This is a genomic window from Nonomuraea sp. NPDC049655, assembly GCF_044465465.1.
In the GTDB taxonomy this organism is placed as follows: Bacteria; Actinomycetota; Actinomycetes; order Streptosporangiales; family Streptosporangiaceae; genus Nonomuraea.
Window position 1 is genome coordinate 154,810 of sequence record NZ_JBITLS010000009.1, and the last position, 21,410, is coordinate 176,219.

Here is a 21,410-nt window from a genome sequence, read left to right on the forward strand (position 1 = left end):
TCAGACCGCCTTCCTGTGGTCACGGACGACCGAACCGAGATCGGCCAGAGAGTCGAGAGGCACGAGCCGCGCGCGCAGCCGTGAGGCCAGCCGGACGGCCAGGCCGAGCCTGACCGGCCCGCTCTCGCAGTCCACGACCACCGACGCGGTGCCGGCCAGCAGCGCGGCGGCCCGGTCCACGTCGCCGCCGGCCGTGGCCCGTCCGTCGGTGACCAGCACCAGCAGCGGACGCCTGGCGGGGTCGCGCAGCCGTTCCACGCGCAGCACCTCCGCCGCGCGCACCAGCCCCGCCGCCAGCGGCGTGCGCCCTCCGGTGGGCAGGGAGCGCAGCCGGGCCGCGCCCGCCTCCACCGACGAGGTGGGCGGCAGCGCCACCTCCGCGACGGCGCCCCGGAAGGTGATCAGTCCTATCTTGTCCCGCCGCTGGTAGGCGTCGAGGAGCAGGCTGAGCACGGCCGTCTTGACCGCGGTCATCCGCTTGCGCGCCGCCATCGAGCCGCTCGCGTCCACCACGAAGAGCACGAGGTTGCCCTCCCTGCCCTCGCGCACCACCTCGCGCAGGTCGTCGCCGCGCAGCGCCAGCCCGGGGCCGTGGTGGCCGCGTTCCCGCTGGTGGGGCGCCGCTGCCAGCAGCGTCGCCGGCACATGGAGATCGCGTACGGGGCCGGGCGGGCGGCGCGCGCCGGCGCTCCGGCCGCGCCGGGTCCGGGACCGCGACCGCCGGCCCACCGCCCCCTCGCCGACCCCCGGCACCTCCAGCAGCGGCACCCGGTACGGCGCGGCCACGCCCGCCACCTGCGCGGCCGCCTGCGAGGCCGTCTGGGAGGCCGCCTGAGGCGCCGACGCTCGGAAGGTCGCGGCCCCCGTGGCGGTCGCCGCGTCCGGAGCGGGGTCTCCGGCCATCGGCGGCGCGTCCGCACCGGCGGCCGTGGACGCCGGTGGGCCAGCGGCGGCCGTCCGGCCGTCCGCCGAGGGCTCGGCGCCGGTCGGGTGGTTCCGCGTTTCGGGTCCGGTGCCGTCGCCCGGTGGCGGCGTCCCGCCAGGTCCGCCGTGGCCAGAGCCGTCGGGGCCGCCGCCGGGCCCGGAGCCGTCGGGGCCGCCGTCCGGGGCGTCGTCGCCTGAGGTGCGTTCCAGCAGCTCGTCGAGCAGCGCCTCGTCCAGGCCCGGAGCGTCGAACGGATCGCGCCGCCGGCGATGCGGCAGCGACAGCCGGGCCGCGGCCCGCACGTCCTCGGTCGTCACCGTGTCGCGGCCCTGCCAGGCGGCGTGGGCGATGGCCGCGTTCGCCGTCACCAGGTCGGCACGCAGGCCGTCCACCTCGAAGGCGGCGCACACCGTCGCGATCTGCCGCAGCCGGGCGTCCGGCAACCGCACGCCGGGAACCCGGGAGCGCGCGGCGGCGATGCGGGCCGACAACGCCGATTCCTCCGCCGTCCATCGACGCGCGAACGCCGCCGCGTCCGCCTCGAAGGCCAGCCGCCGCCGCACCACCTCGGCGCGCTCCTCCGGGTCGCGGGACGCCCTGACCTCGACCGTCAGCCCGAACCGGTCCAGAAGCTGCGGACGCAGCTCGCCCTCCTCCGGGTTCATGGTGCCCACCAGCAGGAAGCGGGCGGCATGGCGGACCGACACCGACTCCCGCTCGACGTAGCACGTGCCCAGCGCGGCCGCGTCGAGCAGCAGGTCCACGAGGTGGTCGTGCAGGAGGTTCACCTCGTCCACGTACAGGACGCCGCGGTGGGCGGCCGCCAGCAGCCCCGGCTCGAACGCCTTCACCCCCTCCGTCAGCGCCCGCTCGACGTCGAGCGAGCCGGCAAGCCGGTCCTCCGACGCGCCGACCGGCAGCTCCACCAGGGCGGCCGGCCGTTCCACCCGCCCGGCGCCGGGCTCGTGCGGCCCGTCCGGGCACTCAGGGTCGGGTACGACGGGGTCGCAGGCGAACCGGCAGCCGGGCACCACGCACACCGTGGGCAACTGGGCCGCCAGTGCCCGCACGATCGTGGACTTCGCCGTTCCCTTCTCCCCGCGGACGAGCACCCCGCCCACCCGGGGCGACACCGCGTTCAGCACCAGCGCCAGCTTCAGGTCGCCGAGCCCGACGACGGCGCTGAACGGATAGGTGACGATCAAGACTCAGCCTTCCGGTTGACGTGGACCACCCGCCAGCCGTCCCGCGCGACGGTCAGCTCGGTGGTGGACAGAGGAGCCAGGTCGAAACGGGCCGCGCGCAGCGGATCCAGCCCCAGGGCATGGCCGAGCGCCGCTCTGATGACGCCCGCGTCGCAGACCACGACGGCCCGCGGCACGTCCCGTACCGAGTCGAGCCAGCCCGCCACCCTGGCGGCGAGCGCGCTCAGTGACTCACCGCCGTGCGGGGCGGCGTGGGGGTCGGCCAGCCAGCTCGCCAGCGCGTCCGGCTCCGCCAGCGCGACCCGTCCGTACGGCAGGCCCCGCCACCGGCCGCAGTCCGCCTCCGCCAGGGCGGGAACCTCGCGGGCCGCCAGCCCCATGGCGGCGGCCGTCTGCCGCGCGGCCCTGCAGGGAGCGGCCCATGCCGCCGCCGCCTCGACGGGCCCCGGAGCGGCGGCCCTGGTCAGGCTCGCCGCGTCGGCGTCCTCGTCGGCGGGAAAGCACCCGGCCCGCATCCCCGGTGTCGTGGCATGCCGGACGAACAGCACCTTGCTCAGCTCGGCGCCGCGACCAGCGGGTGAGCCGCCGTACGCCGCTCCGCCCGGTCGCTCGCCCAGCCGAACAGCACGCCGAACGCCGCCCAGAAGACGAGCTGCGTGCCGAGCGAGGCGAGCCGGAACTCCCACAGCAGCGTGGCGGGGAACCCGTCGGGCACCTCATCGACCGCCGGCAGCAACCACCACGCGGCGACGACGGGCACCAGGAACGCGACCGCCGCCGCCGTCCAGCGAGCCCATGGGCCGCCGTCGACGCGGCGGGCCGTCGCCACCGCGATCGCCGTCGCCGCCAGCCCGACGAGGATCATCACCACGTAGAGCAGCGTGCGGCTGTTGATGGTGTCCGGATCGCCCACCGCAGGCGGGTTGGCCGGATATTTCACGAAGGGCACGAGGATGATCGCGGCGAACGCCGTACCGGCCGCGGCGACCGCCAGCCGCCCGTCGGAACGCGGGCCGACCCGCCCGCGCAGTCCGGCGAACACCAGGGCGAACACTCCGCCCACGGCCAGCCCGTAGAGCCCGGTGGCCAGGAACAGCCCCGCCTTCTGCACGGGCCTGCCGACCACGGCGTCCTCGCCGTGACTGTGCTCGGCCGCTTCGGCGTGGCCGTGCCCGGCCGTCCCGGCGTCCGGATCGGGCGCCTCGGCCTGGGCGGCGGCCTCCTCCAGGGCGATCGCGTGGTCCACGCGAGGTTCACCGAAGGCGAAGGCGAAGGCGCCCGCGATCAGTCCGGCCAGGAGTCCGACGAGCAGACCTCTGGCCAGGAAGGTGCGTACCATGACGGGCCCTCAGTGGCAGGGCACGCCGAGCAGGTGACGCCCGTCGTGCATCAGCTCGTGCAGGAAGGTGCCGGTCTGGGAGATGGCGCCGTTGTCCATCAGAACCAGGTAGGCGACCAGCAGCAGCACGGGCACGGCCAGCAGCAGCCAAGGGCGCAGGCGCGGAAAGGGAATCGTCGACGGGGTGGACAACCCGGTCATGTCAAGCCTCCTCAGGGGTCACGCGTCCCATATCACGAGGTCACGGCTGCCAAGCGACCTGGCTCCCGGGATCTACGTCCCGGATACAGTGGCGCGTCCGCACCGGCATCTCACCGGATTTCCCTTGGACAACCGTGAAATCTACCGGAACGTATCCTTTCCTCACGTTCGCGTCAACAGGCGACCGGTGCCCCTCGGTCTCCTGCCGCTCCGCCGCGCGCCTTTGCGAAAGGCCCAGAATTCTACCTCGCCGAGTATGCGGATCTAGCTTGCGTTGGTCATTCGACCGCATATCGACAGCCACGCTGGGCATCGAGGGAATATAGGAGGACCCGGTGCCATGAATGTTGCCCGCGAGGTGCGCGACCGCTATACGGACGCGTTCAACGCCCACGACATGACGGCACTGCTCGGCACTTTCAGCCCGGCCGGAGTGTCCATCAGCCCCGAAGGCGTATCTCAGGGACACAGCGAGCTGGCCTCCTATCTGGAGGAGTTCTGGACGGCGTTCCCCGACGTCCGGGCCGTGATCACGGAGTCCTCCGAGGGTGAGGCGACAACCGTCGACGAGCTTCTCATGGTCGGAACTCACCGAGGCCCATACACCATGCCCGACGGTCAGGTGCTGCACGCGACGGGCCGCCCTGTGCGTTTGCGATGCTGTTATGTCTGCACAGTGGAAGACGGACTCATCACGAGCTTGCGCCTCTATTTCGATCAACTGGAGTTGCTCACCCAGCTCTCCGACTCGGTGATTCTGCAGCGTCCTTAGCGAATTGCCGGACGCGACGGATCGCCCCCCGCGTCCGCCCGTCCTGCACCTGACAGATGTACCCTCAGCAGGGCTCTGGTCGATCTTCGCGGCCGGCCGCACTCCGGCCGCATGACGACGGACACACACGACCTGACCGCCGCTGACACGACCCCGCGATGGGGGCTGCGCGGCGGTGAGGGTCATGACGCCCACCTCCGGATGCCGGTAGTCGCGCGAGATGGAGGCGCGGTTGCTCACCGGGTGCTCGGTCCACATCGCACGGAACTCCAGGCTGAGCGCCGGCAGCTCGTCGACCAGCGCGTTCAGCCCTTCGTCGGTGGGGAAACGGATGTCGCCCCGCCGGCCGACCGCGATCGCGGGCCGGTCGGTGAAGGCGTCCGCATCAGCCTGATGCCGGGACGCGGCCGCTCGGGCTTGGCCCTCGCCCCGGCCCGGGCGGCCCTGGCCAGCCGGTGCAGGTGGGGCAGCTCGTCGTCGTCCAGCCGCAGGACGCGGGCGACAGCGTCCAGGACGTCGTCCGAGACGTTGGAGCTCTGCCCCTGCTCCAGGCGGGTGTAGCAGCCGACGCTGACTCCGGCCAGCGGCGCCAGCTCCTCCCTGCGCAGCCCCGCCACGCGCCGATGCCTGACTCCTGAGCTCAGGCCCACGTCCTCGGGACGCAGCCGGGCCCGTCGGGACCGCAGGAACTCGCCAAGCGCAGAAGCGGGATACATGGCAGCAAGACTGCCAAACTCCCCACCCGCACAAAGCCACCCGCCGCCCTCGGCGGCTGGCTGAAACGGATGTCCGGTTCGCCTCGCCCGGGATCTGATACGGCGGTCGTTCGGCCGAGTTGCCGGGTGCGACGGCCACCGCGTCGAGGGCGAGGCTCAGATTCTGCACCCCGCCCGTTCCATGAGGTGGTGCGCTTGCCGGAAGGCGCACATGTCGCCGCGCATGGCTCCACTGCGGTGGGGGAGACGCTTCCGCTGGTGCTAGCGTGCCGCGAATGATCGAGGTACCGGAGGCGTTCGCGCGGAGCACCGTCGAGCGTGAAGGGGAAGGCGCCGCGAAGTGGCTCGCCGAGCTGCCCGGGATCGCGGAGGAGTTGCTGGCGTCATGGAGCTGTGTGCCGGACGGCGCCGTCCTGCATGGAGGGGTCGGGATCATCGTCCCGGTGCGGCGGGCCGGGGAGGCCGCTGTGCTGAAGGTGTCTTTCCCGCATCCCGGCAACGTCCACGAACCGGACGCCTTCGCCGCGTGGGGCGGCCGCGGCGCCGTCCGGCTGTACGAGCGCGACGACGAGCGTTTCGCCATGCTGCTCGAACGGGCCCGGCCGTCGAGGCTGGCGGAGCTTGAGGACGGTGATGAGGTCGTCACGGTCGCCGGACGGATCAGTCGCCGGCTGGCCGTCCCCGCGCCACCCGGTCTGCCCCGGTTGCGGGAGCAGGCCGACGCCTGGGAGGAGCAGCTGCGTAAGGACGCCGCGGAGGTGACGCGCGCACCGGGGCCTCAGGTGGTGGAGGCCGCCGTGGCGACCGTCCGCGAGCTGGGCCGCGTGCAGCCGGATCTCCTCGTCCACGGCGATCTGCACGCCGGCAACATCCTGCGGGCCGATCGCGAGCCCTGGCTGGCCGTCGACCCCAAGGGGTACGCGGGTGACCCCGCGTATGACGGCGGCACGCTGCTCAAGTCGCGCGCGCTGACGCTCCTGGAAGCCGGCGACCTGCGCAAGGCCGTCCATCGCGTGCTGGACGTCTTCGCCGAGGCCGCGGAGGTCGATCGGGAGCGTGCCCGGCGGTGGGCCCAGTTCCATGCCGTCCAGGCCGCGTTCTCGGGGCGGCGCCACGGCTTCCGCATCGCCCGGAGCGGAGCACGCCTGGACTGGCTCACCGCCTTCGCGGACCGCCTGGCCGAACTGCTCACCGAACGCCCCTGAGCCGGGGGAGCCGCCTTGTCCTGCGGGCCCGGACGGCTGACAGCAGCCGACGGCAGGTCCAACTCCTCACAGGTGTGTCGCCTCGCCTGTCACGAGGCCGGCGTTCTGGAGAATCAGCCCGACGGTCCGGGCCAGGCTGCTGCTCTCGTCGATGATCGTCTCCGTCGCGCCGGGCAGGACGTCCTGTTCGAGGTACCACCGCCGCATGTCGTCGAAGCTGGACTGGGTGCGCTGAGGCCGCGTCCGGTGCCTGGCGAGCGTCTCCTCTGGGGATCCAGGATGACGTGGTAGCCGGTGTTCAGTGCGTGGCGGCACATCACGTCGAGCAGCCCGATGTTCACGCCGTCCGCCGTGTCGCGCTCGCGGAGGATCTCCCGGCGTACGACGTCCTGACCGATGAGGGCCATGCCGCGCTGCTTCACCCGTCACCTGGTCCTCTGGACGGCGGTCGGCGCGGCGCGGCGGGTGGGCGGGGAGTCAGACGGCGATCGGGGCTTGGTGTTCGGCGGTCTTCGGTGACGTCCGTGGCCGGGGCAGGACGAGGTAGGTGAGGGCCAGTCCGATCAGGCTCAGTGCTGCGCCCGCCAGGCCGGTCCACCGCAGGGCGCCAGCGGCGACGATCGCGCCGCCGATGACCGAGCCGGCCGCGGCCCCGAGGTTGAAGGCGCCGACGTTGGCGGAGACCGCCAGGTTCGGGGCGGCGCCCGCGTGGTGCAGGATCAGTCCCTGGAGCGGGGCGATGGTCGCGGTGGCGAGCAGGCCGAGCACCAGGACCGCGGCCACCGCGGCAGGCTGCCACACCACGGCGAACGGGACCAGCAGGAGCGTCCCCGCCAGCCCGCCGAAGACCCCCCGTACGGTGGCGCTCATCGACTTGTCGGTCAGCCGTCCGGCAGTGAGGTTGCCGATGAAACTGCCCGCGCCGTAGGCGAGCAGCAGACCGGAGACCGCCGCGGCGGAGAAGCCGGAGACGCGGATCAGCAGCGGGGCGATGTAGGTGAACACCGTGGCGACCCCGGAGAAGCCCACCGCGGTGGTGGCGATGGCGAGCATGACCGGCCGGCGCGTCACCACGCGTATCTCCTCACGCAGTCGCGTGGACGGCGCCTCCTGCCGGGGCAGGACGACGGCCAGGAGCATGGCGCCCACCAGGGACAGAACGGTCAGCACGGCGAACGGAGCCCGCCAACCGGCGCTCTCCCCGAGCAGTGCGCCCAGGGGCACTCCGAGGAGCGTGGCCACGGTGAAGCCGGAGGCCACTGTGGCGATGGCCGAGCCCGTCCGCTCGGCCGGGACCACCCGGGTGGCCGTCACCAGCGCCAGAGCCAGGAAGGCGGCGTGGCTGAGCGAGGACACCACGCGGCCCACCAGGAGCAGGCCGAACGACGGCGCCGCCGCGCTGATCGCGCTGCCCGCCGCGAACAGCAGCATCAGCCCGACGGCGAGCCCCTTGCGCGGCAGCCGCGAGGTCAGCAGGGCCATGAGCGGCCCTCCGGCCACCACTCCGAGCGCATATGCGGTCACCGCCTGTCCGGCGGTTCCCACGGAGACGTCAAGATCAGCTCCGACCTGGGGCAGCAACCCGGCGATCAGGTACTCCGAGGTGCCCACGACGAAGACGCTTGAGCACAATGCCGCGAGCGTCGCGAAACCCTTGTCCATCTTCATGGCGTAGACGCTAAAGTCTCACATCGATATGAGAGTCAAGAGGAGCAGGGTGATGACCGGCTCGCCGTCAGGAGGTCGTCGTGCGCATCGGTGAGCTGTCCCGGCGGACCGGCGTGGCCGTGCACCTGCTGCGCTACTACGGGGAACAGGGGCTGCTCCACCCGCAGCGGCGCCCCAGCGGCTACCGGGAATACGCCGAGGAGGACGTCGCCGTCGTCCGCCGCATCCGCAGCCTGCTGGCCGCCGGCCTGAACACCTCGACGATCATGACGGTCCTGCCGTGCCTGCGGGACGCCGGCGACCGCCTCGTCCCCACCTGCTCGGACCTGCTGGCCGACCTCCACCAGGAGCGCGCCCGCATCGCCCAGGCCATCAGCGACCTTCAGACCTCCATGGACGCGCTCGACGACGTCATCGCCGCGGCCCCGGCCGACGTCACCCGCCGGGCCCTGGCCTCACTCGGCGGCTGAATCCCCTGTCGTGCTGACGCGGCACGTGGAAGATCGTCAGGATGGCGGCATGAGTTCATCGCAGCCCTTCGCCGACCACGGGCCCGAGCCGGACACGACCTCAGGGGAGGCGGTGGATGGCGCCGGCGCGGCGTCCCACACCTCCGGGTCCGCCCCGGATCACCGCTACCTGCTCGACAACGCCAGGAGGGAGGCGGGCGAGCGGTTCACCTGGCTGGCCGAGCTGTTCGACGGCGTCACACGGGGGCACTTCGACCGGCTCGGCGTGCAGGCGGGCTGGCGTTGCTGGGAAGTCGGCGCGGGAGGCACCGGCATCCCCGAGGCGCTCGCCACGGCCGTCGGGCCGACCGGTCACGTGCTGGCCACGGACATCAACCCCACCTGGCTGGACCCGCACGCCGGGTACGAGGTGCTGCGGCACGACGTCGTCGCGGACCCGCCGCCGCAGCCGGGCACGTTCGACCTGGTGCACGCCCGGCTCGTGCTCGTCCACGTGCCCGACCGGGCCAGGGCGCTGGCGACGATGGTGGCGGCGCTGCGCCCCGGCGGCCGGCTGCTGGTCGAGGACGCCGACACCGAGCTGCAGCCGCTGGCCTGCCTCGACGAGGCCGGCCCGGCACAGCAGCGAGCCAACCGGCTGCGGCGCGCCGTCCGGGAGTTGCTGACCCGCCGTGGTGCCGACCTGCGCTTCGGCCGGACGCTGCCGCGGGCGTTGCGCGCGGCCGGCCTGGTCGACGTCGCGGCGGCCGGCTGCTTCCCGGTCGGCGGGGTGGCCTGCGACCGGCTGGAGGCCGCGACGGTGCGCATGGTCCGCGCCGAGTTGCTCGCCGCCGGTCTGGCCGACGACGCCGAGATCGACGCGCACCTGGCCGCCGTCGAGGCCGGCGAGCTCGACCTCACCCTCGCGCCGCTGATCTCGGCATGGGGACGCCGCCCGGAACAGCCCGAGGCGTCCGACCCGCGGTGAGGCGCGGCCGGTGAACACGCCGCCGGCCGGGACGGGGACGACGCCGCTGACGTGCTCTCCTCCCGGCGGCTCCCCGGTGGTCGTCAGGCGAGGACGGGGAAGTTGCCGCGGAAGGTGCCGCGGGGGTCGCGGGACCGCTTGACGTCCCGGAGGCGGGCCAGGTCGTCCGGGGCGAAGGCGGCGGCGGCGCGCTCGCCCGGCGCGAGGAAGGTGAACGGCTTGCGCCCTGACGTGCAGGGCACCAGCGCTCCCGTCAGCCGGTCCATGCGCTCGCGCACGGCGGCGCCCCCGTCCTGCCCCGGGATGCCGAACAGGTACAGCGCGTACGGCTCCGCCAGGTGCCCGGCCGGGATGCCGGAGGGCCGGGCCAGCGCGCCGCCCAGGTGCCGGACCTGGACGCTGAGCAGCGGGTCGATGGGCTGCTCCAGCAGCACGGCGGCCACGTCGTCGGTCAGCCCGGTCAGCAGTTCGGCGCGGGACATGCCGGGGCCGGGGTCAGTGGGTTCGGCGGTGATGGCGCCCAGTCCGGCGACCGGCAGCACGGCGCGGGAGTCGGACAGGCGTCCCGCGATTTTCTCCAGTGGCCGCATCAGCGTCTCGGCGTCGCCGCCCGCGCCCAGGTAGGTGGCGTCCACGGCCACCAGCGGGGCGGCGCCGGGGAACTGCAGGAGGTCGTACCAGAGGGTCAGTTCGTCGGGTGCGGTGGCGGTGATCTCGCGGTAGGCCTCCAGGACGGCGGGGGCCGTCGCGGCGGGCCACAACATGCGGCCGCCGTAGAGGTCGGGGGCCGGGTACAGGTCGAATTCGAGCGCGGTGACGACGGCGAAGTCGCCGCCGCCGCCGCGCAGGGCCCAGAACAGCTCAGGGTCGTCGTCGGCGGTGATCCGGGCGCGCGTGCCCGTGGCGTCCACGATGTCGAAGGCGCGGACGCTGCCGGCCGCCCAGCCGTGCCGGCGGCCGAACCAGCTCAGGCCGCCGCCCAGGGTGTAGCCGGTGACGGTCACCGCCGGGCTGCTGCCGGCCAGTCCGGTCAGCCCGTGCGGGCTCGCGGCCTCCTGGACGCGGCCCCACTTCACGCCGGCCCCCGCGCGGGCGACGCGTTCGGCGGGGTCCACGTGCAGGTGGTCGAGGCGGCCGGTGCGCAGCAGGATCGCCTCGCCGGTGTCGCCCGTGGCTCCGTGGCCGCTCGGCTGGGTGGTGATGGTCAGTCCTGCCAGGTGGGCGTGCCGGACGAGCGCGGCCACGTCCTCGGCGTCGGCGGCCTCGACCACGGCCCGCACGGGCTGGTCGATCGCCAGGTTCCAGGGCCGCCGGGCCTGCTCGAACCCTTCGTCGCCGGCCGCGAGCACCGTGCCCCGGACCACTCCGCGCAGTTCGTCCCCGATGTTCATGTTCACGCCTCTCTCGTCGATGGCTCCACTTTGTCGGGTGGGGGCTGGGGTCGAGCTGGGATCGAGTTGAGGTGCCGTAGGGTGGGGACGGACATGGCAGGGTTGGAGTTTCGGCTGTTCGGGCCGCTTGAGGTCGCCGGCGGGCAGGGTGTGCTGGATCTCGGTACGCGTAAGCAGCGTGCCCTGGTCACGATGCTGGCCCTGGAGCCCGGCCGGGTGGTGTCGCTCGACCGGCTCATCGACGAGCTGTGGGCGGGGGAGCCGCCCGCCGGGGCGACCCGCACTCTGCAGGCGTACATCGCCCATCTGCGCCGGGTGCTGGAGCCCGACCGGCCGCCGCGTACCCCGCCGCGTGTCCTGCTCACCCGTGAGCCGGGCTATCTGCTGGCCGTCGCGCCCGGTCAGGTGGACCTGTGGCGGTTCGCCTCCTGGGCCGGCGAGGGCCGCGCGGCGCTGGCGGGTGGCGCGCCCGGCCGGGCCGTCGAGCTGCTCGACCGGGCGCTCGGGCTGTGGCGGGGCGAACCGCTGGGGGAGTTCGCCGGTCAGGAGTTCGCCCAGCCGGTCGCCGCGCGGCTCGCCGAGATCCGCCTCACCGCTCTGGAGGACCGTTTCGACGCGCGCCTTGCTCTGGGGGAGGACGCGCCTCTGATCCCCGGTCTGGAGGCGCTGGTCGAGGCCGAGCCGTACCGGGAGCGGGCCTGGTCGCTGCTCGTGCGCGCGCTCTACCGGGCCGGACGGCAGGCCGACGCGCTGGCCGCGCTGCGCCGGGTGCGTGAGCGGCTGTCGGCCGATCTCGGGCTGAGTCCCGGCCCCGACCTGCGGGAGCTGGAACGCGCGGTGTTCGACCAGGCGCCCGAGCTGCGTCCGCCGGTGGCCGAGCCGGTGGCGGCGTTCGTCCCGGCCGCGCCCGAACCGGAGGGCGAGGTCCTCATCGCCCGCTCGGCCGAACTGGAGCTGGTGGCGCGGCGGCTGGGCGCCGCGCGGCGCGGCGACGGCGGGGCCGTGCTGGTCATGGGGGAGGCGGGCATCGGCAAGACCCGGTTCGTCCGGGCCGCCGCCGACCTGGCCGCCGCGCGCGGGTTCCGGGTGGCGTGGGGACGTTGCGCCGATCGCGCCGCCTCGGCCTTCTGGCCCTGGACGCAGATCCTGCGCGAGGCGGGCGATGCCACCGGGCTGCTGTCCGGCCGCGCCCGCGACCCCGAGCAGGATCTGTTCGGCCTGTACGAGCAGGTCCTGGACGTCCTGACCCGGCCGCAGGCGCCTTTGGCCGTCGTCTTCGAAGACCTTCACTGGGCCGACGTGTCCTCGCTGCGGCTGCTGGAGTTCGTCGCCGAGTCCGCGCTGCGGCGTCCGCTGCTCGTCCTGGTCACCTGCCGTCCCGAGCCCGGCGACCACCCCGGCGAGCTGCGCGGGACGCTGGCGGCGCTGACCCGGTCGGGCGAGCGCCTGGAGCTGCCGCCGTTCACCTCCGGCGACGTGGCCGCCTTCCTGCGGGCCAGGCGGGTCGCCGACGAGCCCGGCCTGGTCGGCGACCTGCTCGACAGGACCGGCGGCAACCCCTTCTACCTCGGCGAGGTGCTGCGCCTGCCGCGCGGCGAGCGCACGGTTCCCAGCGGCGCCCGTGACGTGATCGAGCGTCGCGTCGCGCGCCTGCCCGACGAGACCCGGGTCCTGCTCGCCGCCGCCGCCGTGGCCGGCCGTGACGTGGACGCCGGCCTGCTGGAAGCCGTCACCGGCAGCACCGCCGAGCAGGTGATGGCCGCTCTGGAGCCGGCCGTCACCACCGGTCTGCTGACCGAGCCGCCCGCCGGGCCCGACTACCGCTTCTCGCACGCCCTGGTCCAGGAGGCCCTGTACGCCGGGCTCGGCAGGCTCGACCGTTCACGCCTGCACCTGCGTACGGGCGAGGCGCTGGAAGGCGTCCTGCCCGAGTCGCGGTCGGCCACGCTCGCCCACCACTTCTCCCAGGCGGGCCGTCTCGACGTCGCGGGCAGGACCGTCAGGTACGCCTCCCGCGCCGCCCGGCACGCCGGCGCGCAGCTCGCCCACACCGAGGCGGCCGGTTTCTGGACGCTCGCCCTGTCGGCGCTCGAACCCGGCCGCGACGCCGAACGCGCCCGCCTGCTCACCGAGCTCGGCCACGCCCACCGCGCCGCCGGTCAGCCGCAGGACGCGCACCGCGACTGGGAGGAGGCGATCGGCCTGGCCAGGGCCGCCGGCGACCGGGAGGCGCTCATCTCCGCGGTCACCGCCATCGGCGGCCCGGCCCTGTGGAACTGGCGCCCGTACGGCGTCGTCGACCCCGATCTGGTCGCCGTCATCGAAGAGCTGCTCGACGGCCCGCTGCCGGACGCCGACCGCGCCACCCTCCTGGGCACCCTCGCCCTCGAACTGCACTACGGTCCCCGCGGCGCCGAGGGCGAACGCCATGCCGCCGAGGCGGTCGCCCTGGCCAGGCGGACCGGTGACACGCCGCTCCTGGCCCGCACGATGAACAACTACCTGCTCGCCGCGTTCCGCCCCGGCGGCAACGCCGCGCGGCGCGCGATGGCCGAGGAACTGGCGGCCCTGCCCGGCCTGCCGGTGAGCGGCGAGGTGCTGGCTCGGGTCTCCCTCATGTCCTGCCTGCTGCGCGACGGCGACCTGCCCGGCTGGGACCGGGAACTGGCCCGCTGCGAGGCGCTGCTGGCCGGATCGCCGCGCCCGGAGCTGGAGTCGATGGTGCGCATCGCCCAGACCCCCCGTGCCACCCTCGACGGCCGGTGGGAGGAGGCCGAGGACCTGCTCGCCCGGTACGGCGACATGCGGTTCGCCCCGACCATGTGGGGCCGCCGGTTCCACCGGCTGGTGACCACGTTCACCTGCCGGCGCGGCCAGGGGCGGGTGGCCGAGATCCTGGAGGAGCTGGTGGCCGCCGCGGAGGAGCCGCGGTTCGTGCCGCTGCGGCCCGTCGCCGTGCTCGCCGCCGCCGAGTCCGGCCGCGTCGAGCTGGCGCACGAGCTGCTGACGCGGTGGGGGACCGACGTCCCCGACGACTGGGTGGCCGACTTCCTCGTGCCCGTCTGGGGCCTGGTCGCCGCCCGCCTGGGCGTGCCCGATCCGCGGGCGCTCTACGACCGGCTGCTTCCGTACGCCGACCTGCTGGTGGTGGCCGGCATGGGCACCGCCTGCTGGGGGTCCACCCATCTCGTGCTGGCCGAGCTGGCCCGCCGCCTCGGCGACGAGGACGCCGCCCGCGCCCACGCCGCCGCCGCTCGGCCGGCACCGGCGGGCGGCCGGCGGATCTCGCGCAGGACCACGCCGAGCAGCCGGTCGGCGCTCGGATAGCCCGCCCGGCCCGAGTCGTGGGAGCGCGCCGCGGCGCCGCCCGCACGCCGGCGTGCGCCGCCCGTCTCAGCGCAGTCTCAGTGCTTCCTCAACGCTCTGGCCTGCTCCCTGACCTGCTCCGCGCGGGCGTCGCCGAGCTGGTCGAACCACTCCGCCGCGCGTTTCCACGCGTCGAGCGCCGCCTCGGCCTCACCGGCCTGCGCGTGCGTCTGGCCCAGCCTGACCAGCGTCTCCGCCGCGGGATACAGGTCGTCGCAGCTCCGCAGCAACTCCGCGGCGCGTTCGTAGCAGGCCACCGCCTCGGCGTGCTGGCCCATGGCGTCCAGGACGTAGGCGACGCTGTCCCAGGCGTGCCCCTCGCCCTGCGGGTATCCGAAGCCGGCCAGCAGGCGCTGCGCCCGGCGGCAGTCGGCCAGCGCCTGCTCGTACTCGCCGCGCTGGGCGCGCCACCAGCCCGCGTTGTTCAGCGCCCGCGCCTCGCCGACGACGTCGCCGCCCTGCCTGAACAGCTCCATCGCCCGTACGGCGTGCCCCAGCTCCCGCCCCGGCCTGATCCGGCTCAGCGGGACGGTCAACCCCAGGTGGACGTGCGCCTCAAGGACCGGCTCGGTGAACCGGCGGTGCAGCTCCAGCGCCCGCTCGTAGTGCGCCACCGCCTCCCGGTCGTGTCCCAGCTTGACGTGGGCGCGGGCCATGGCGTTGTGGCAGCGCGCCGCGGCCAGCCCCTCGTCGAGGCGCTCGGCCGCCGACAGCGCCACCGCCTGGACGCCGAGGATCTCGGCCCACGGGCCGCGCCGCTGCATGAACTCCGTGAACGCCCAGGCGAGCTGCCAGGCGTGCCGGTCCAGCCCGGCGTCGGTGGCCTCGGCGAGCAGCGCGGGCAGGGGCAGCGACTCCGCGGCGAACCAGCGCAGCGCCTGCGCCGCGCCGGCGAAGCGCTGCACCACGACGCCCGCGACCGGCGGTGGCGGGTGCAGCCGCTCCCGATGGGGATAGCAGACCTCGCTCGCGGCCAGGCCGGTGTGCACGTAGTGGTCGAGGAGGCGGTGCGTCGCCGCCCGGCGCACCTCCTGGTCGTCGGTCGCGCGGCCCTGCTCGGCCGCGTAGACCCGGAGCAGGTCGTGCAGGCGTACGCGGCCTTCCGCGCGCAGCTCGACCAGGTTGGCGTGGTCGAGCCGGTCGACCGTCTCCCGCGCGCGGTCGACCGGCAGCCCGGCCAGGCTCGCCACCGCCGCGAGCGGCAGGTGCACGCCCGATTCGCGGCCGAGCAGCCGGAAGAGGCGGGCGGCCGGTTCCGGCAGGTCGTGGTAGGAACGTCCGAGCACCTGACGCAGGTCGATGGCCGGATCGGCGTGGACGAACGGCTCCAGCCCCGGACGCGCCAGATCGGCGGCGGCCTCGGCCAGCGACAGCTCCGTCCTTCGGGACAGGCGCGCCGCGACGATCGCCAGCGCCAGCGGCAGGTGGCCGCATCGGCGCACGATCCGCGCGGCGGCCTCGGGCTCGGCCGACAGGCGTGCCGCGCCCAGCCGCGCCGACAGCAGCCCGCGGGCGTCGCCGTCCGGCAGGACGTCCAGGCGCAGCAGCGACGCGCCCGCGGTCACCGACAGGCCGGACAGGTCGGAGCGGGTGGTGATCAGCGTCAGGCAGCCTGGCGCGCCGGCCAGCAGAGGACGCACCTGGGCCGCGTCGCGGGCGTCGTCCAGGACGACCAGCACCCGGCGGCCGGACAGCAGGCTGCGGAACAGCCCGATCTGCGCGTCGAGGCTCGCGGGCACCCGTCCCTCCGGCACGCCGAGCGAGCCGAGGAAGCGGGGGAGCACCGCGGCGGCGTCACTCGCGTCGAGGTCCGCGTGCAGCTGGCCGTCGGGGTAGCGCTCCCGGCGCAGGTGTGCCCAGCGCAGGGCCAGCGACGACTTGCCCACCCCCGGAGGGCCGTGGATCACGCGGACGGGGGCCCGCTCGCCGTCCAGCCGCTCCAGCTCGGCGGCCCGGCCGACGAAGCAGCCGAGGTCGAGCGGGAGCTGGGCGGGCGCCACGGGCTCGGCGGCGCGGGCGCCCCGATCGGGGTGCAGCATCCGCTGGTGGACGCGGTGCAGTTCGGGCCCCGGATCGACGCCCAGTTCCTCGGCCAGGAGGGCGCGCACGTCCGCGAAGCGGGTCAGCGCCTCGGCGGTCCTGCCCCACTCGTGCAGCGCCTCGATCAGCGCCGCCGCCACCGGCTCGTCCAGCGGGTACTCCTCGGCCAGCGGCGACAGCGCCGCCACCGCCGCTCCCGGATCGGCGCGGGTCACGGCGCGCGCCCAGCGCAGGCGGACCTCCTTGTGCTCGTCACGAAGGGCGCGGCGCGCCCGCTCCGCCCACTCGCCCGGCAGCCCCATGAGCGGCTCGCCGCGCCACAGCCCGAGCGCCTCGCCCAGCAGCGCCTCCGGCTCCGGGACGGACGCCGCTCGCTCGGCCAGGCCGCGGAACCGGACGAGGTCCACCGCCGTCTCCTCCACGTCGAGCAGATAGCCGCCGAGCCGGCGCAGCACGTCGCCGTCGTCGCCCAGCACGTCGTGGCGGAGCTGCGTGATGATCGTGTAGAGGGTCCTCCTGGCGCCGTCGGGCACCTGCTCGCCCCAGATCCTGTCCTGCAGCGCCTCGACCGGGACGACCCGGCCCACCTCCCACGCCAGGGCGGCCAGTGCGAGCGCGACCTGCGGAGGCCGTACCTGGCGGATCCGTGCCTCGCGTTCCAGTTCCACCGGCCCAAGCAACCGAATCAGCATGATCTTCGAGGGTAGTCATGGAGACGGCATTGAGAAATCGTCGAGCCGGCGGACGCACAATCGAACGCCTCCCTGTTCCGGTAGCCTCATCGGCGCCTGGCCAAGGTGATCAAGAAAAGGGGCTGGTGGAGTACGTGATGTGCGAGCCGAAGCATGGCGAGGTCGAAGAGGTCGACGCGGCGGAGACGGACGAACCCGAGAGCGGAGGGACGATCTCGATTCTGTCCCGCATCGATTACCGCGTCGAGGATTTTGACCGGCTTCTCGAAGAAGGGCGCAAGTCCTACCGGCGGATACAGCCTGACGCGAGCCCGGAAGAAGTGAACGACGCCGTACCGGACCTGCGGAGTGCCATTTACGAGATCATGCACGCGAACGAGGATCGCATCCCCTTCCCCTTCCCGTCCGGGGTGCCGATCGCGGGCATCACGTGGTTTCTGGAAGTGGACGAGGCGCTGGGGAAAGACGTGGAGAGATCGCCCGAGCAGCCCTTCGGCATCGCCTGCACCATGGATGACGGCGATCTCATCTATCAACATCGCGACATTTATCACCTGACGGCAGAGGCGCTGGAGTCACCGAGAGAGCCCGCCCTCCACTCCGGAGAATAAGTCCGGACGCGCCGCCTGCCGGCCGGCCTCTGGCAGCGGGCGGCCCCGGACGCCCCGAAGGGGGACGGCGGCTACCGCCGAAGTTGCAGGCGGACGAACCGCCGTACGGCGGTTGATAGACGAAAAATCTCTATTTTTCGCCGTATTTCACGAGCTCAGGGTCATTGATAGCGTCAGCCGCGCAACACGGAGTGATCCTCCGCCAGGAGGCCGGTGCGGTCGTGCGATGGTTGGCAGCGCTCATCCTGGTCTTCTCCGGGATCCTCGTGGTGACGGGGGCGCCCCGGCCGCCGCCGCGTCGGTCCAGCCGGGACCGGGCCCGTTCTACGGGGTCCGGGCCCGGGTGCTGAGCAACGCGTCGATCGCGGCGGGGGCCACCACCACGGTCAAGGTGGCGGGAGCTCGGCCCGGACGGCGCGCTGAAGGTCAAGAACACCGGCACGGCCGCCGTCAACGTCTACGCCGACGTGCACGGGTACTCCACCGCGACGGCCGCCGCCACGGCGGGAGCCCGGTACGTGCCGCTGGACACCGGCCGGGTCATCGCCAACCAGACCGTCGCGGCCAGGCCCGGCGACGACAGCGAGCCGGTCAGCTCGAAGGCCGATCCCGGGCCGGCCGGCGCCGCCAAACCACTCTTGTCACCGCCGCACCTCTGTTACATCACCACGCTACGGCTCGACCCAGAAGCGGTTGCGCCGGTCTGACCCTCTACAAGGTCATCCGCGAGTCACAACTGCTGCTCGCGACCTGGACCGGCGCAGGCCCCACCTGCCGTCAGAGGCTCAAACCGTCACGCCGCAACAGCCACCGACAGACCTGACGAAGCACTATCAGGCGCGCTCGGGCCAGACAGGGCCCTCCTCGGTCCACACGACACCCTTGTTGCGGCAGAGACAGAAGGGGTGGCCGACGGGGTCGGTGTAGACACGCCACCCGTAGCCGTTGGGGCCGATGAAGTCCTGCCGCAGGGACGCGCCGAGGGCCAGGACGCGGCTCTGTTCGGCCTCGATGTCGTCGACTTCGAAGTCGAGATGGAACTGCTTGGGGTGCTCGCCGTCGGGCCACTGCGGGGCGCGGTAGTCCTCCACCGGGTAGAAGGCCAGCTCGATCTCGCCGAACCGGATACCGGCCCAGTTCTCGTGGCTGCCCTCCCTGATCGGGCGACCCGTCACCGCGGAGTAGAAGGCCGCCAGTTTCATCGCATCCGGGCAGTCGATGATGAAGTCGGTGAGTCGCAGCATCCCGCGATCCTGTCACAAGATCTGATCCGCCGGGACTTCGAGACAGGCCCGCAGGCAGATCTGACGGCGTTGGCGGCGGGCATCCCGTTCTTGCCGTTGATGCTGCTCAGCGCCCTTGTGGCCCAGTCCTCCGCGCAGATCGCGTTGTCGGCAGCCCACACCCCGGCCGCCGTCGCCGTGCCGGAGCGGCCGACGGCCGACTTCGAGATCATCGACCCCAGCTGTCGGTCATGCGGGCCGGTTCGATGAGCGGCCGGACGTGTCGGCGCTCGCCGCCGTCCAGGATCACGGGGATGGTCATGGCGAGGCAGGTGCTACCGCGCCGGGCGTCAGGGCCGCCTGCACGATGCGGAGCGCTTCGGTCGCGTCGAGGCCGACGCTGGCGATCACGGCGGCGTAGTCGGCGGCGGCCCGGCGGGCCCGTTCCCGGCCTTCCTCGCCGGCGGCCGACACGAACGAGCCCGCCCGCCCGCGCGTCTCGATCAGCCCCGCCTCCTCCAGCTCCCGGTACGCCCGGCCGACCGTGTTGACGGCCAGCCCGAGGTCGGCCGCCAGGTGGCGGATGGTCGGCAGCCGGGCGCCCACGGCCAGCGTACGGTTCTGGATCTGCCGGGCGAGCTGGGCCCGCAACTGCTCGAACGGCGGGACCGGCGAGCCCGCATCGATGACGATCATCGCAGTCCCACCGCGCGCCGCGCCGTGGCCGCGTACGACGGCGTCCCGACATGGACGGCGACCAGGGCGAGCACCCCCAGCACCAGGAAACCCACCGAGGCGGCGCTCCACCACCCGGGCGCGAACCCGGACAACAGCACCACCGGCAGCGTCCACAACACAGGGGGCGCGGAGCTCTCGCGCGCGTCCTCGATCCGCATGACGACGTCGGCCGTCAGCGAGACCTCGTCCTCGGCCACGACGGGCCGGGCCAGCATCTCGCGCAGCTGCAGGACGGCGCCGAGGGCGACTCCGGTCACGGCGACCAGCAGCACGACGGCGGCATGCCGTGCGGTGCCTTCGGTGACGACCAGCGCGCTCACCCCCAGCGCGAACGCGCAGGCGAAGGTGGCGCCCGCCATGACGGCGTAGGGCCGTCCGAGCAGGGCGGCCCAGCCGAGCTGCACCGGATGGGTCACCCGTCGCGGCAGTGCGGCCCCGGCACGCCGGTCGACGCGCCGCACCCATGCGTCCAGCAGGGCCTGGGTCAGCAGCAGCGCGACGATCGACCCGCTCAGCGCCAGCATCGGCGCCAGCCGATTCGATCCGGACCCGCCGGAGGCTCCGGGAAGGGCGGCGACCTGTGCCAGGGAGGCCGCGATGATCAGCACGGCCAGAAGGACGCTGCCCAGCAGCCGCACCCGCCGCCGCACCGCCAGGCGCGTGGCCAGTAACGGCGTCGGCGGGCCGTCGCCCAGGCCGTGCCTCCGCAGCCAGGCCTCGGCGGAGCGGACGTCGGCCGACGGCGGTCCGGCCTCGGACATGGAAGCGTTCGTCATGCCTCCTCCTTTTGTCGCAAGCTTTGTAGCAACATCGTGCGTCATACCTTGCGACAAAGTCAACGCCCGGGACGCTCGTCCTCCCGAGGACGCAAGCCCCCGCTCGGCGGTGGTCGCGTGGGCCCGCGGTCGGCACCGCCCACGCCACCGACTACACCGGCTGACTCACTGCGCCCGGCACCCGCCCCCTCGGCAGCGGCCGGCGGCGGACGGCGCCGGGCGCGTCTCATCCTGCGGGACGCAACCTGGCAACCGTCCGCGCGGCCGCGGCCGGAACGTGCGCGGGGGGTGCCGGTTACCCGGCAGTGGCGTGCGAGGGGGAACTGGTTACCCGGTGGAGACAGTGATGTCTCCGGAGCCCGTGGTCAGTGACATCTTGCGCGGGGAAGAGCCGTCCTTCTTGACCGAGACGCTGGCGTCACCGGAGGCCGTGCTGGCCTTCACGTCGAAGGTCTCGTCGGGGACGGTGAGCACGACGTCGCCCGACCCGGCCGACAGCTCGACGCTCTCCGGCGCGACCGCGTACTTCAGGGTGACGTTGCCGGATCCCTCCTTGACCAGGAGCTTCTTGCCGCCCAGGCCGTCCCCCTTGATGTCGCCGGAGCCGACCTCCAGGTCCAGAGGGCCGGTGAGCGACCTCAGCGTCAGATCACCCGAGCCGGTGTCCAGGTCGACCGGCACCCCCTTGGGGACCTCCACCTGGTACTCGACCCCGCAGGTTCCCCACGACTTCTCGCAGTCGTAGGAGACGGACAGCGTGCCGCCCTCCACCTTGTGTGCGGCCCGCGGCTTGTCGTTGCTCCAGTAGAGCCTCTCGGTCACGCTGACCTGGGCGGCATCCGACTCGGTGACGGTAACGTTCCCGCTGCCGCTTCTGAGGTGAAGCCGCTGCACCTTCTCCTTGACCTGGTACGTACTGGTCTCCTCGTTCTTCGGTTTGCCGATGGCGTCCAGGCCGCACCCGGTCAGGAGCACCGCGGAGGCCAGCAGGCCGCCCGCGATCGCAGTGATCTTCATGCCGCCAATTTTGTCGGGCCTTCCCCGCGGCCTGCATCAGGGATGCCCCCGACAGGTCCCCGGGAGAACCCTCACCTCCGACGACCCC

At 73.6% G+C, this 21,410-nt stretch carries 20 protein-coding genes, 1 pseudogene and 1 riboswitch; of the genes and pseudogenes, 7 read left to right on the plus strand and 14 right to left on the minus strand.

Annotation, left to right across the window (positions count from 1 at the left end; genetic code table 11):
- The 4 genes from ACIBQ6_RS28300 to ACIBQ6_RS28315 are packed head-to-tail and all read right to left on the minus strand — an operon-like array spanning position 1 to position 3,670.
- A complete protein-coding gene (locus ACIBQ6_RS28300; protein WP_397215560.1) occupies positions 1-2,130 on the minus strand; it encodes a VWA domain-containing protein in 2,130 nt (709 codons plus the stop codon).
- Entirely contained in the window at positions 2,127-2,678 is a 552-nt protein-coding gene (locus ACIBQ6_RS28305; protein ID WP_397215562.1) for a histidine phosphatase family protein, read from the minus strand. The genes ACIBQ6_RS28300 and ACIBQ6_RS28305 overlap by 4 nt, the downstream gene beginning before the upstream one ends.
- Positions 2,679-2,683: 5 nt before the next feature.
- Positions 2,684-3,469, minus strand: coding sequence for a CbtA family protein (locus tag ACIBQ6_RS28310; protein WP_397215564.1), 786 nt, complete (start codon positions 3,467-3,469; stop codon positions 2,684-2,686).
- Between the two features lie 9 nt (positions 3,470-3,478).
- Positions 3,479-3,670 carry a CbtB domain-containing protein gene (locus tag ACIBQ6_RS28315; protein WP_352320001.1) on the minus strand — a complete coding sequence of 64 codons (192 nt, stop codon included), beginning with the start codon at positions 3,668-3,670 and terminating at the stop codon, positions 3,479-3,481.
- Positions 3,671-3,704: 34 nt separating this feature from the next.
- A riboswitch (cobalamin riboswitch) is annotated at positions 3,705-3,834 on the minus strand.
- Between the two features lie 176 nt (positions 3,835-4,010).
- Between ACIBQ6_RS28315 and ACIBQ6_RS28320 the strand changes: the two genes are divergently transcribed.
- Positions 4,011-4,442 (plus strand): nuclear transport factor 2 family protein, encoded by a 432-nt coding sequence (locus ACIBQ6_RS28320; RefSeq protein WP_358295421.1) that lies wholly within the window; start codon positions 4,011-4,013, stop codon positions 4,440-4,442.
- A 231-nt stretch (positions 4,443-4,673) separates the two neighbouring features.
- Here the strand turns inward: ACIBQ6_RS28320 and ACIBQ6_RS28325 are convergent.
- A pseudogene (locus ACIBQ6_RS28325) lies at positions 4,674-4,799 on the minus strand (hypothetical protein); the annotation flags it as partial.
- Positions 4,748-5,158 (minus strand): helix-turn-helix domain-containing protein, encoded by a 411-nt coding sequence (locus ACIBQ6_RS28330; protein WP_397215566.1) that lies wholly within the window; start codon positions 5,156-5,158, stop codon positions 4,748-4,750. The gene ACIBQ6_RS28330 and the pseudogene ACIBQ6_RS28325, both read right to left, overlap by 52 nt.
- A 275-nt stretch (positions 5,159-5,433) precedes the next feature.
- Here ACIBQ6_RS28330 and ACIBQ6_RS28335 point away from each other — a divergent pair, with 275 nt between their 5' ends.
- Positions 5,434-6,363, plus strand: coding sequence for an aminoglycoside phosphotransferase family protein (locus ACIBQ6_RS28335; RefSeq protein WP_358295427.1), 930 nt, complete (start codon positions 5,434-5,436; stop codon positions 6,361-6,363).
- Positions 6,364-6,429: 66 nt separating this feature from the next.
- Here ACIBQ6_RS28335 and ACIBQ6_RS28340 read toward each other — a convergent pair whose 3' ends face one another.
- Positions 6,430-6,570: a hypothetical protein gene (locus ACIBQ6_RS28340; protein WP_397215568.1), complete on the minus strand. Its 141-nt coding sequence runs from the start codon at positions 6,568-6,570 to the stop codon at positions 6,430-6,432.
- Positions 6,571-6,840: 270 nt separating this feature from the next.
- Positions 6,841-8,031 carry an MFS transporter gene (locus tag ACIBQ6_RS28345; protein WP_397215570.1) on the minus strand — a complete coding sequence of 397 codons (1,191 nt, stop codon included), beginning with the start codon at positions 8,029-8,031 and terminating at the stop codon, positions 6,841-6,843.
- A gap of 80 nt (positions 8,032-8,111) precedes the next feature.
- On the opposite strand from ACIBQ6_RS28345, the gene ACIBQ6_RS28350 reads away from it, so the two are divergent.
- Both ACIBQ6_RS28350 and ACIBQ6_RS28355 read left to right on the plus strand, forming a co-directional pair.
- Positions 8,112-8,501 (plus strand): MerR family transcriptional regulator, encoded by a 390-nt coding sequence (locus tag ACIBQ6_RS28350; RefSeq protein WP_358295435.1) that lies wholly within the window; start codon positions 8,112-8,114, stop codon positions 8,499-8,501.
- A gap of 49 nt (positions 8,502-8,550) precedes the next feature.
- Positions 8,551-9,468, plus strand: coding sequence for a methyltransferase (locus ACIBQ6_RS28355; protein WP_397215572.1), 918 nt, complete (start codon positions 8,551-8,553; stop codon positions 9,466-9,468).
- An 83-nt stretch (positions 9,469-9,551) separates the two neighbouring features.
- On the opposite strand, the gene ACIBQ6_RS28360 is transcribed toward ACIBQ6_RS28355, so the two are convergent.
- Positions 9,552-10,859, minus strand: coding sequence for an FAD-binding oxidoreductase (locus ACIBQ6_RS28360; RefSeq protein WP_397215574.1), 1,308 nt, complete (start codon positions 10,857-10,859; stop codon positions 9,552-9,554).
- A gap of 93 nt (positions 10,860-10,952) precedes the next feature.
- On the opposite strand from ACIBQ6_RS28360, the gene ACIBQ6_RS28365 reads away from it, so the two are divergent.
- The gene (locus ACIBQ6_RS28365) at positions 10,953-14,186 is read left to right on the plus strand and encodes a BTAD domain-containing putative transcriptional regulator (protein ID WP_397215576.1); all 3,234 of its coding nucleotides are present in this window, start codon (positions 10,953-10,955) and stop codon (positions 14,184-14,186) included.
- A gap of 77 nt (positions 14,187-14,263) precedes the next feature.
- Here ACIBQ6_RS28365 and ACIBQ6_RS28370 read toward each other — a convergent pair whose 3' ends face one another.
- Positions 14,264-16,957, minus strand: a complete 2,694-nt coding sequence (locus tag ACIBQ6_RS28370) for a BTAD domain-containing putative transcriptional regulator (RefSeq protein ID WP_397215578.1) — start codon at positions 16,955-16,957, stop codon at positions 14,264-14,266.
- Between the two features lie 125 nt (positions 16,958-17,082).
- On the opposite strand from ACIBQ6_RS28370, the gene ACIBQ6_RS28375 reads away from it, so the two are divergent.
- The gene (locus ACIBQ6_RS28375; RefSeq protein ID WP_397215580.1) at positions 17,083-17,568 is read left to right on the plus strand and encodes a hypothetical protein; all 486 of its coding nucleotides are present in this window, start codon (positions 17,083-17,085) and stop codon (positions 17,566-17,568) included.
- A 467-nt stretch (positions 17,569-18,035) separates the two neighbouring features.
- Positions 18,036-18,275, plus strand: a complete 240-nt coding sequence (locus ACIBQ6_RS28380) for a hypothetical protein (RefSeq protein ID WP_397215582.1) — start codon at positions 18,036-18,038, stop codon at positions 18,273-18,275.
- Between the two features lie 126 nt (positions 18,276-18,401).
- Here the strand turns inward: ACIBQ6_RS28380 and ACIBQ6_RS28385 are convergent, their stop codons facing one another.
- The 4 genes from ACIBQ6_RS28385 to ACIBQ6_RS28400 form a co-directional block, all read right to left on the minus strand.
- On the minus strand, positions 18,402-18,812 hold the full coding sequence (locus ACIBQ6_RS28385) for a VOC family protein (RefSeq protein WP_397215584.1): 411 nt from the start codon (positions 18,810-18,812) through the stop codon (positions 18,402-18,404).
- Between the two features lie 297 nt (positions 18,813-19,109).
- Positions 19,110-19,487, minus strand: a complete 378-nt coding sequence (locus ACIBQ6_RS28390; protein ID WP_358295459.1) for a GntR family transcriptional regulator — start codon at positions 19,485-19,487, stop codon at positions 19,110-19,112.
- Positions 19,484-20,305 (minus strand): hypothetical protein, encoded by an 822-nt coding sequence (locus tag ACIBQ6_RS28395; protein WP_397215586.1) that lies wholly within the window; start codon positions 20,303-20,305, stop codon positions 19,484-19,486. The genes ACIBQ6_RS28390 and ACIBQ6_RS28395 overlap by 4 nt, the downstream gene beginning before the upstream one ends.
- A gap of 327 nt (positions 20,306-20,632) precedes the next feature.
- Positions 20,633-21,322, minus strand: a complete 690-nt coding sequence (locus ACIBQ6_RS28400) for a DUF4097 family beta strand repeat-containing protein (protein WP_397215588.1) — start codon at positions 21,320-21,322, stop codon at positions 20,633-20,635.
- Between the last annotated feature and the right edge of the window lie 88 nt (positions 21,323-21,410).

Coding starts and splice junctions, on each gene's coding strand:
- ACIBQ6_RS28310 (WP_397215564.1), bottom strand. CDS start 3,469: ATGGTACGCACCTTCCTGGCCAGAGGTCTGCTCGTCGGACTCCTGGCC.
- ACIBQ6_RS28315 (WP_352320001.1), bottom strand. CDS start 3,670: ATGACCGGGTTGTCCACCCCGTCGACGATTCCCTTTCCGCGCCTGCGC.
- ACIBQ6_RS28320 (WP_358295421.1), top strand. CDS start 4,011: ATGAATGTTGCCCGCGAGGTGCGCGACCGCTATACGGACGCGTTCAAC.
- ACIBQ6_RS28330 (WP_397215566.1), bottom strand. CDS start 5,158: ATGTATCCCGCTTCTGCGCTTGGCGAGTTCCTGCGGTCCCGACGGGCC.
- ACIBQ6_RS28335 (WP_358295427.1), top strand. CDS start 5,434: ATGATCGAGGTACCGGAGGCGTTCGCGCGGAGCACCGTCGAGCGTGAA.
- ACIBQ6_RS28340 (WP_397215568.1), bottom strand. CDS start 6,570: ATGCGGCGGTGGTACCTCGAACAGGACGTCCTGCCCGGCGCGACGGAG.
- ACIBQ6_RS28345 (WP_397215570.1), bottom strand. CDS start 8,031: ATGAAGATGGACAAGGGTTTCGCGACGCTCGCGGCATTGTGCTCAAGC.
- ACIBQ6_RS28355 (WP_397215572.1), top strand. CDS start 8,551: ATGAGTTCATCGCAGCCCTTCGCCGACCACGGGCCCGAGCCGGACACG.
- ACIBQ6_RS28360 (WP_397215574.1), bottom strand. CDS start 10,859: ATGAACATCGGGGACGAACTGCGCGGAGTGGTCCGGGGCACGGTGCTC.
- ACIBQ6_RS28365 (WP_397215576.1), top strand. CDS start 10,953: ATGGCAGGGTTGGAGTTTCGGCTGTTCGGGCCGCTTGAGGTCGCCGGC.
- ACIBQ6_RS28370 (WP_397215578.1), bottom strand. CDS start 16,957: ATGCTGATTCGGTTGCTTGGGCCGGTGGAACTGGAACGCGAGGCACGG.
- ACIBQ6_RS28385 (WP_397215584.1), bottom strand. CDS start 18,812: ATGCTGCGACTCACCGACTTCATCATCGACTGCCCGGATGCGATGAAA.
- ACIBQ6_RS28390 (WP_358295459.1), bottom strand. CDS start 19,487: ATGATCGTCATCGATGCGGGCTCGCCGGTCCCGCCGTTCGAGCAGTTG.
- ACIBQ6_RS28395 (WP_397215586.1), bottom strand. CDS start 20,305: ATGACGAACGCTTCCATGTCCGAGGCCGGACCGCCGTCGGCCGACGTC.
- ACIBQ6_RS28400 (WP_397215588.1), bottom strand. CDS start 21,322: ATGAAGATCACTGCGATCGCGGGCGGCCTGCTGGCCTCCGCGGTGCTC.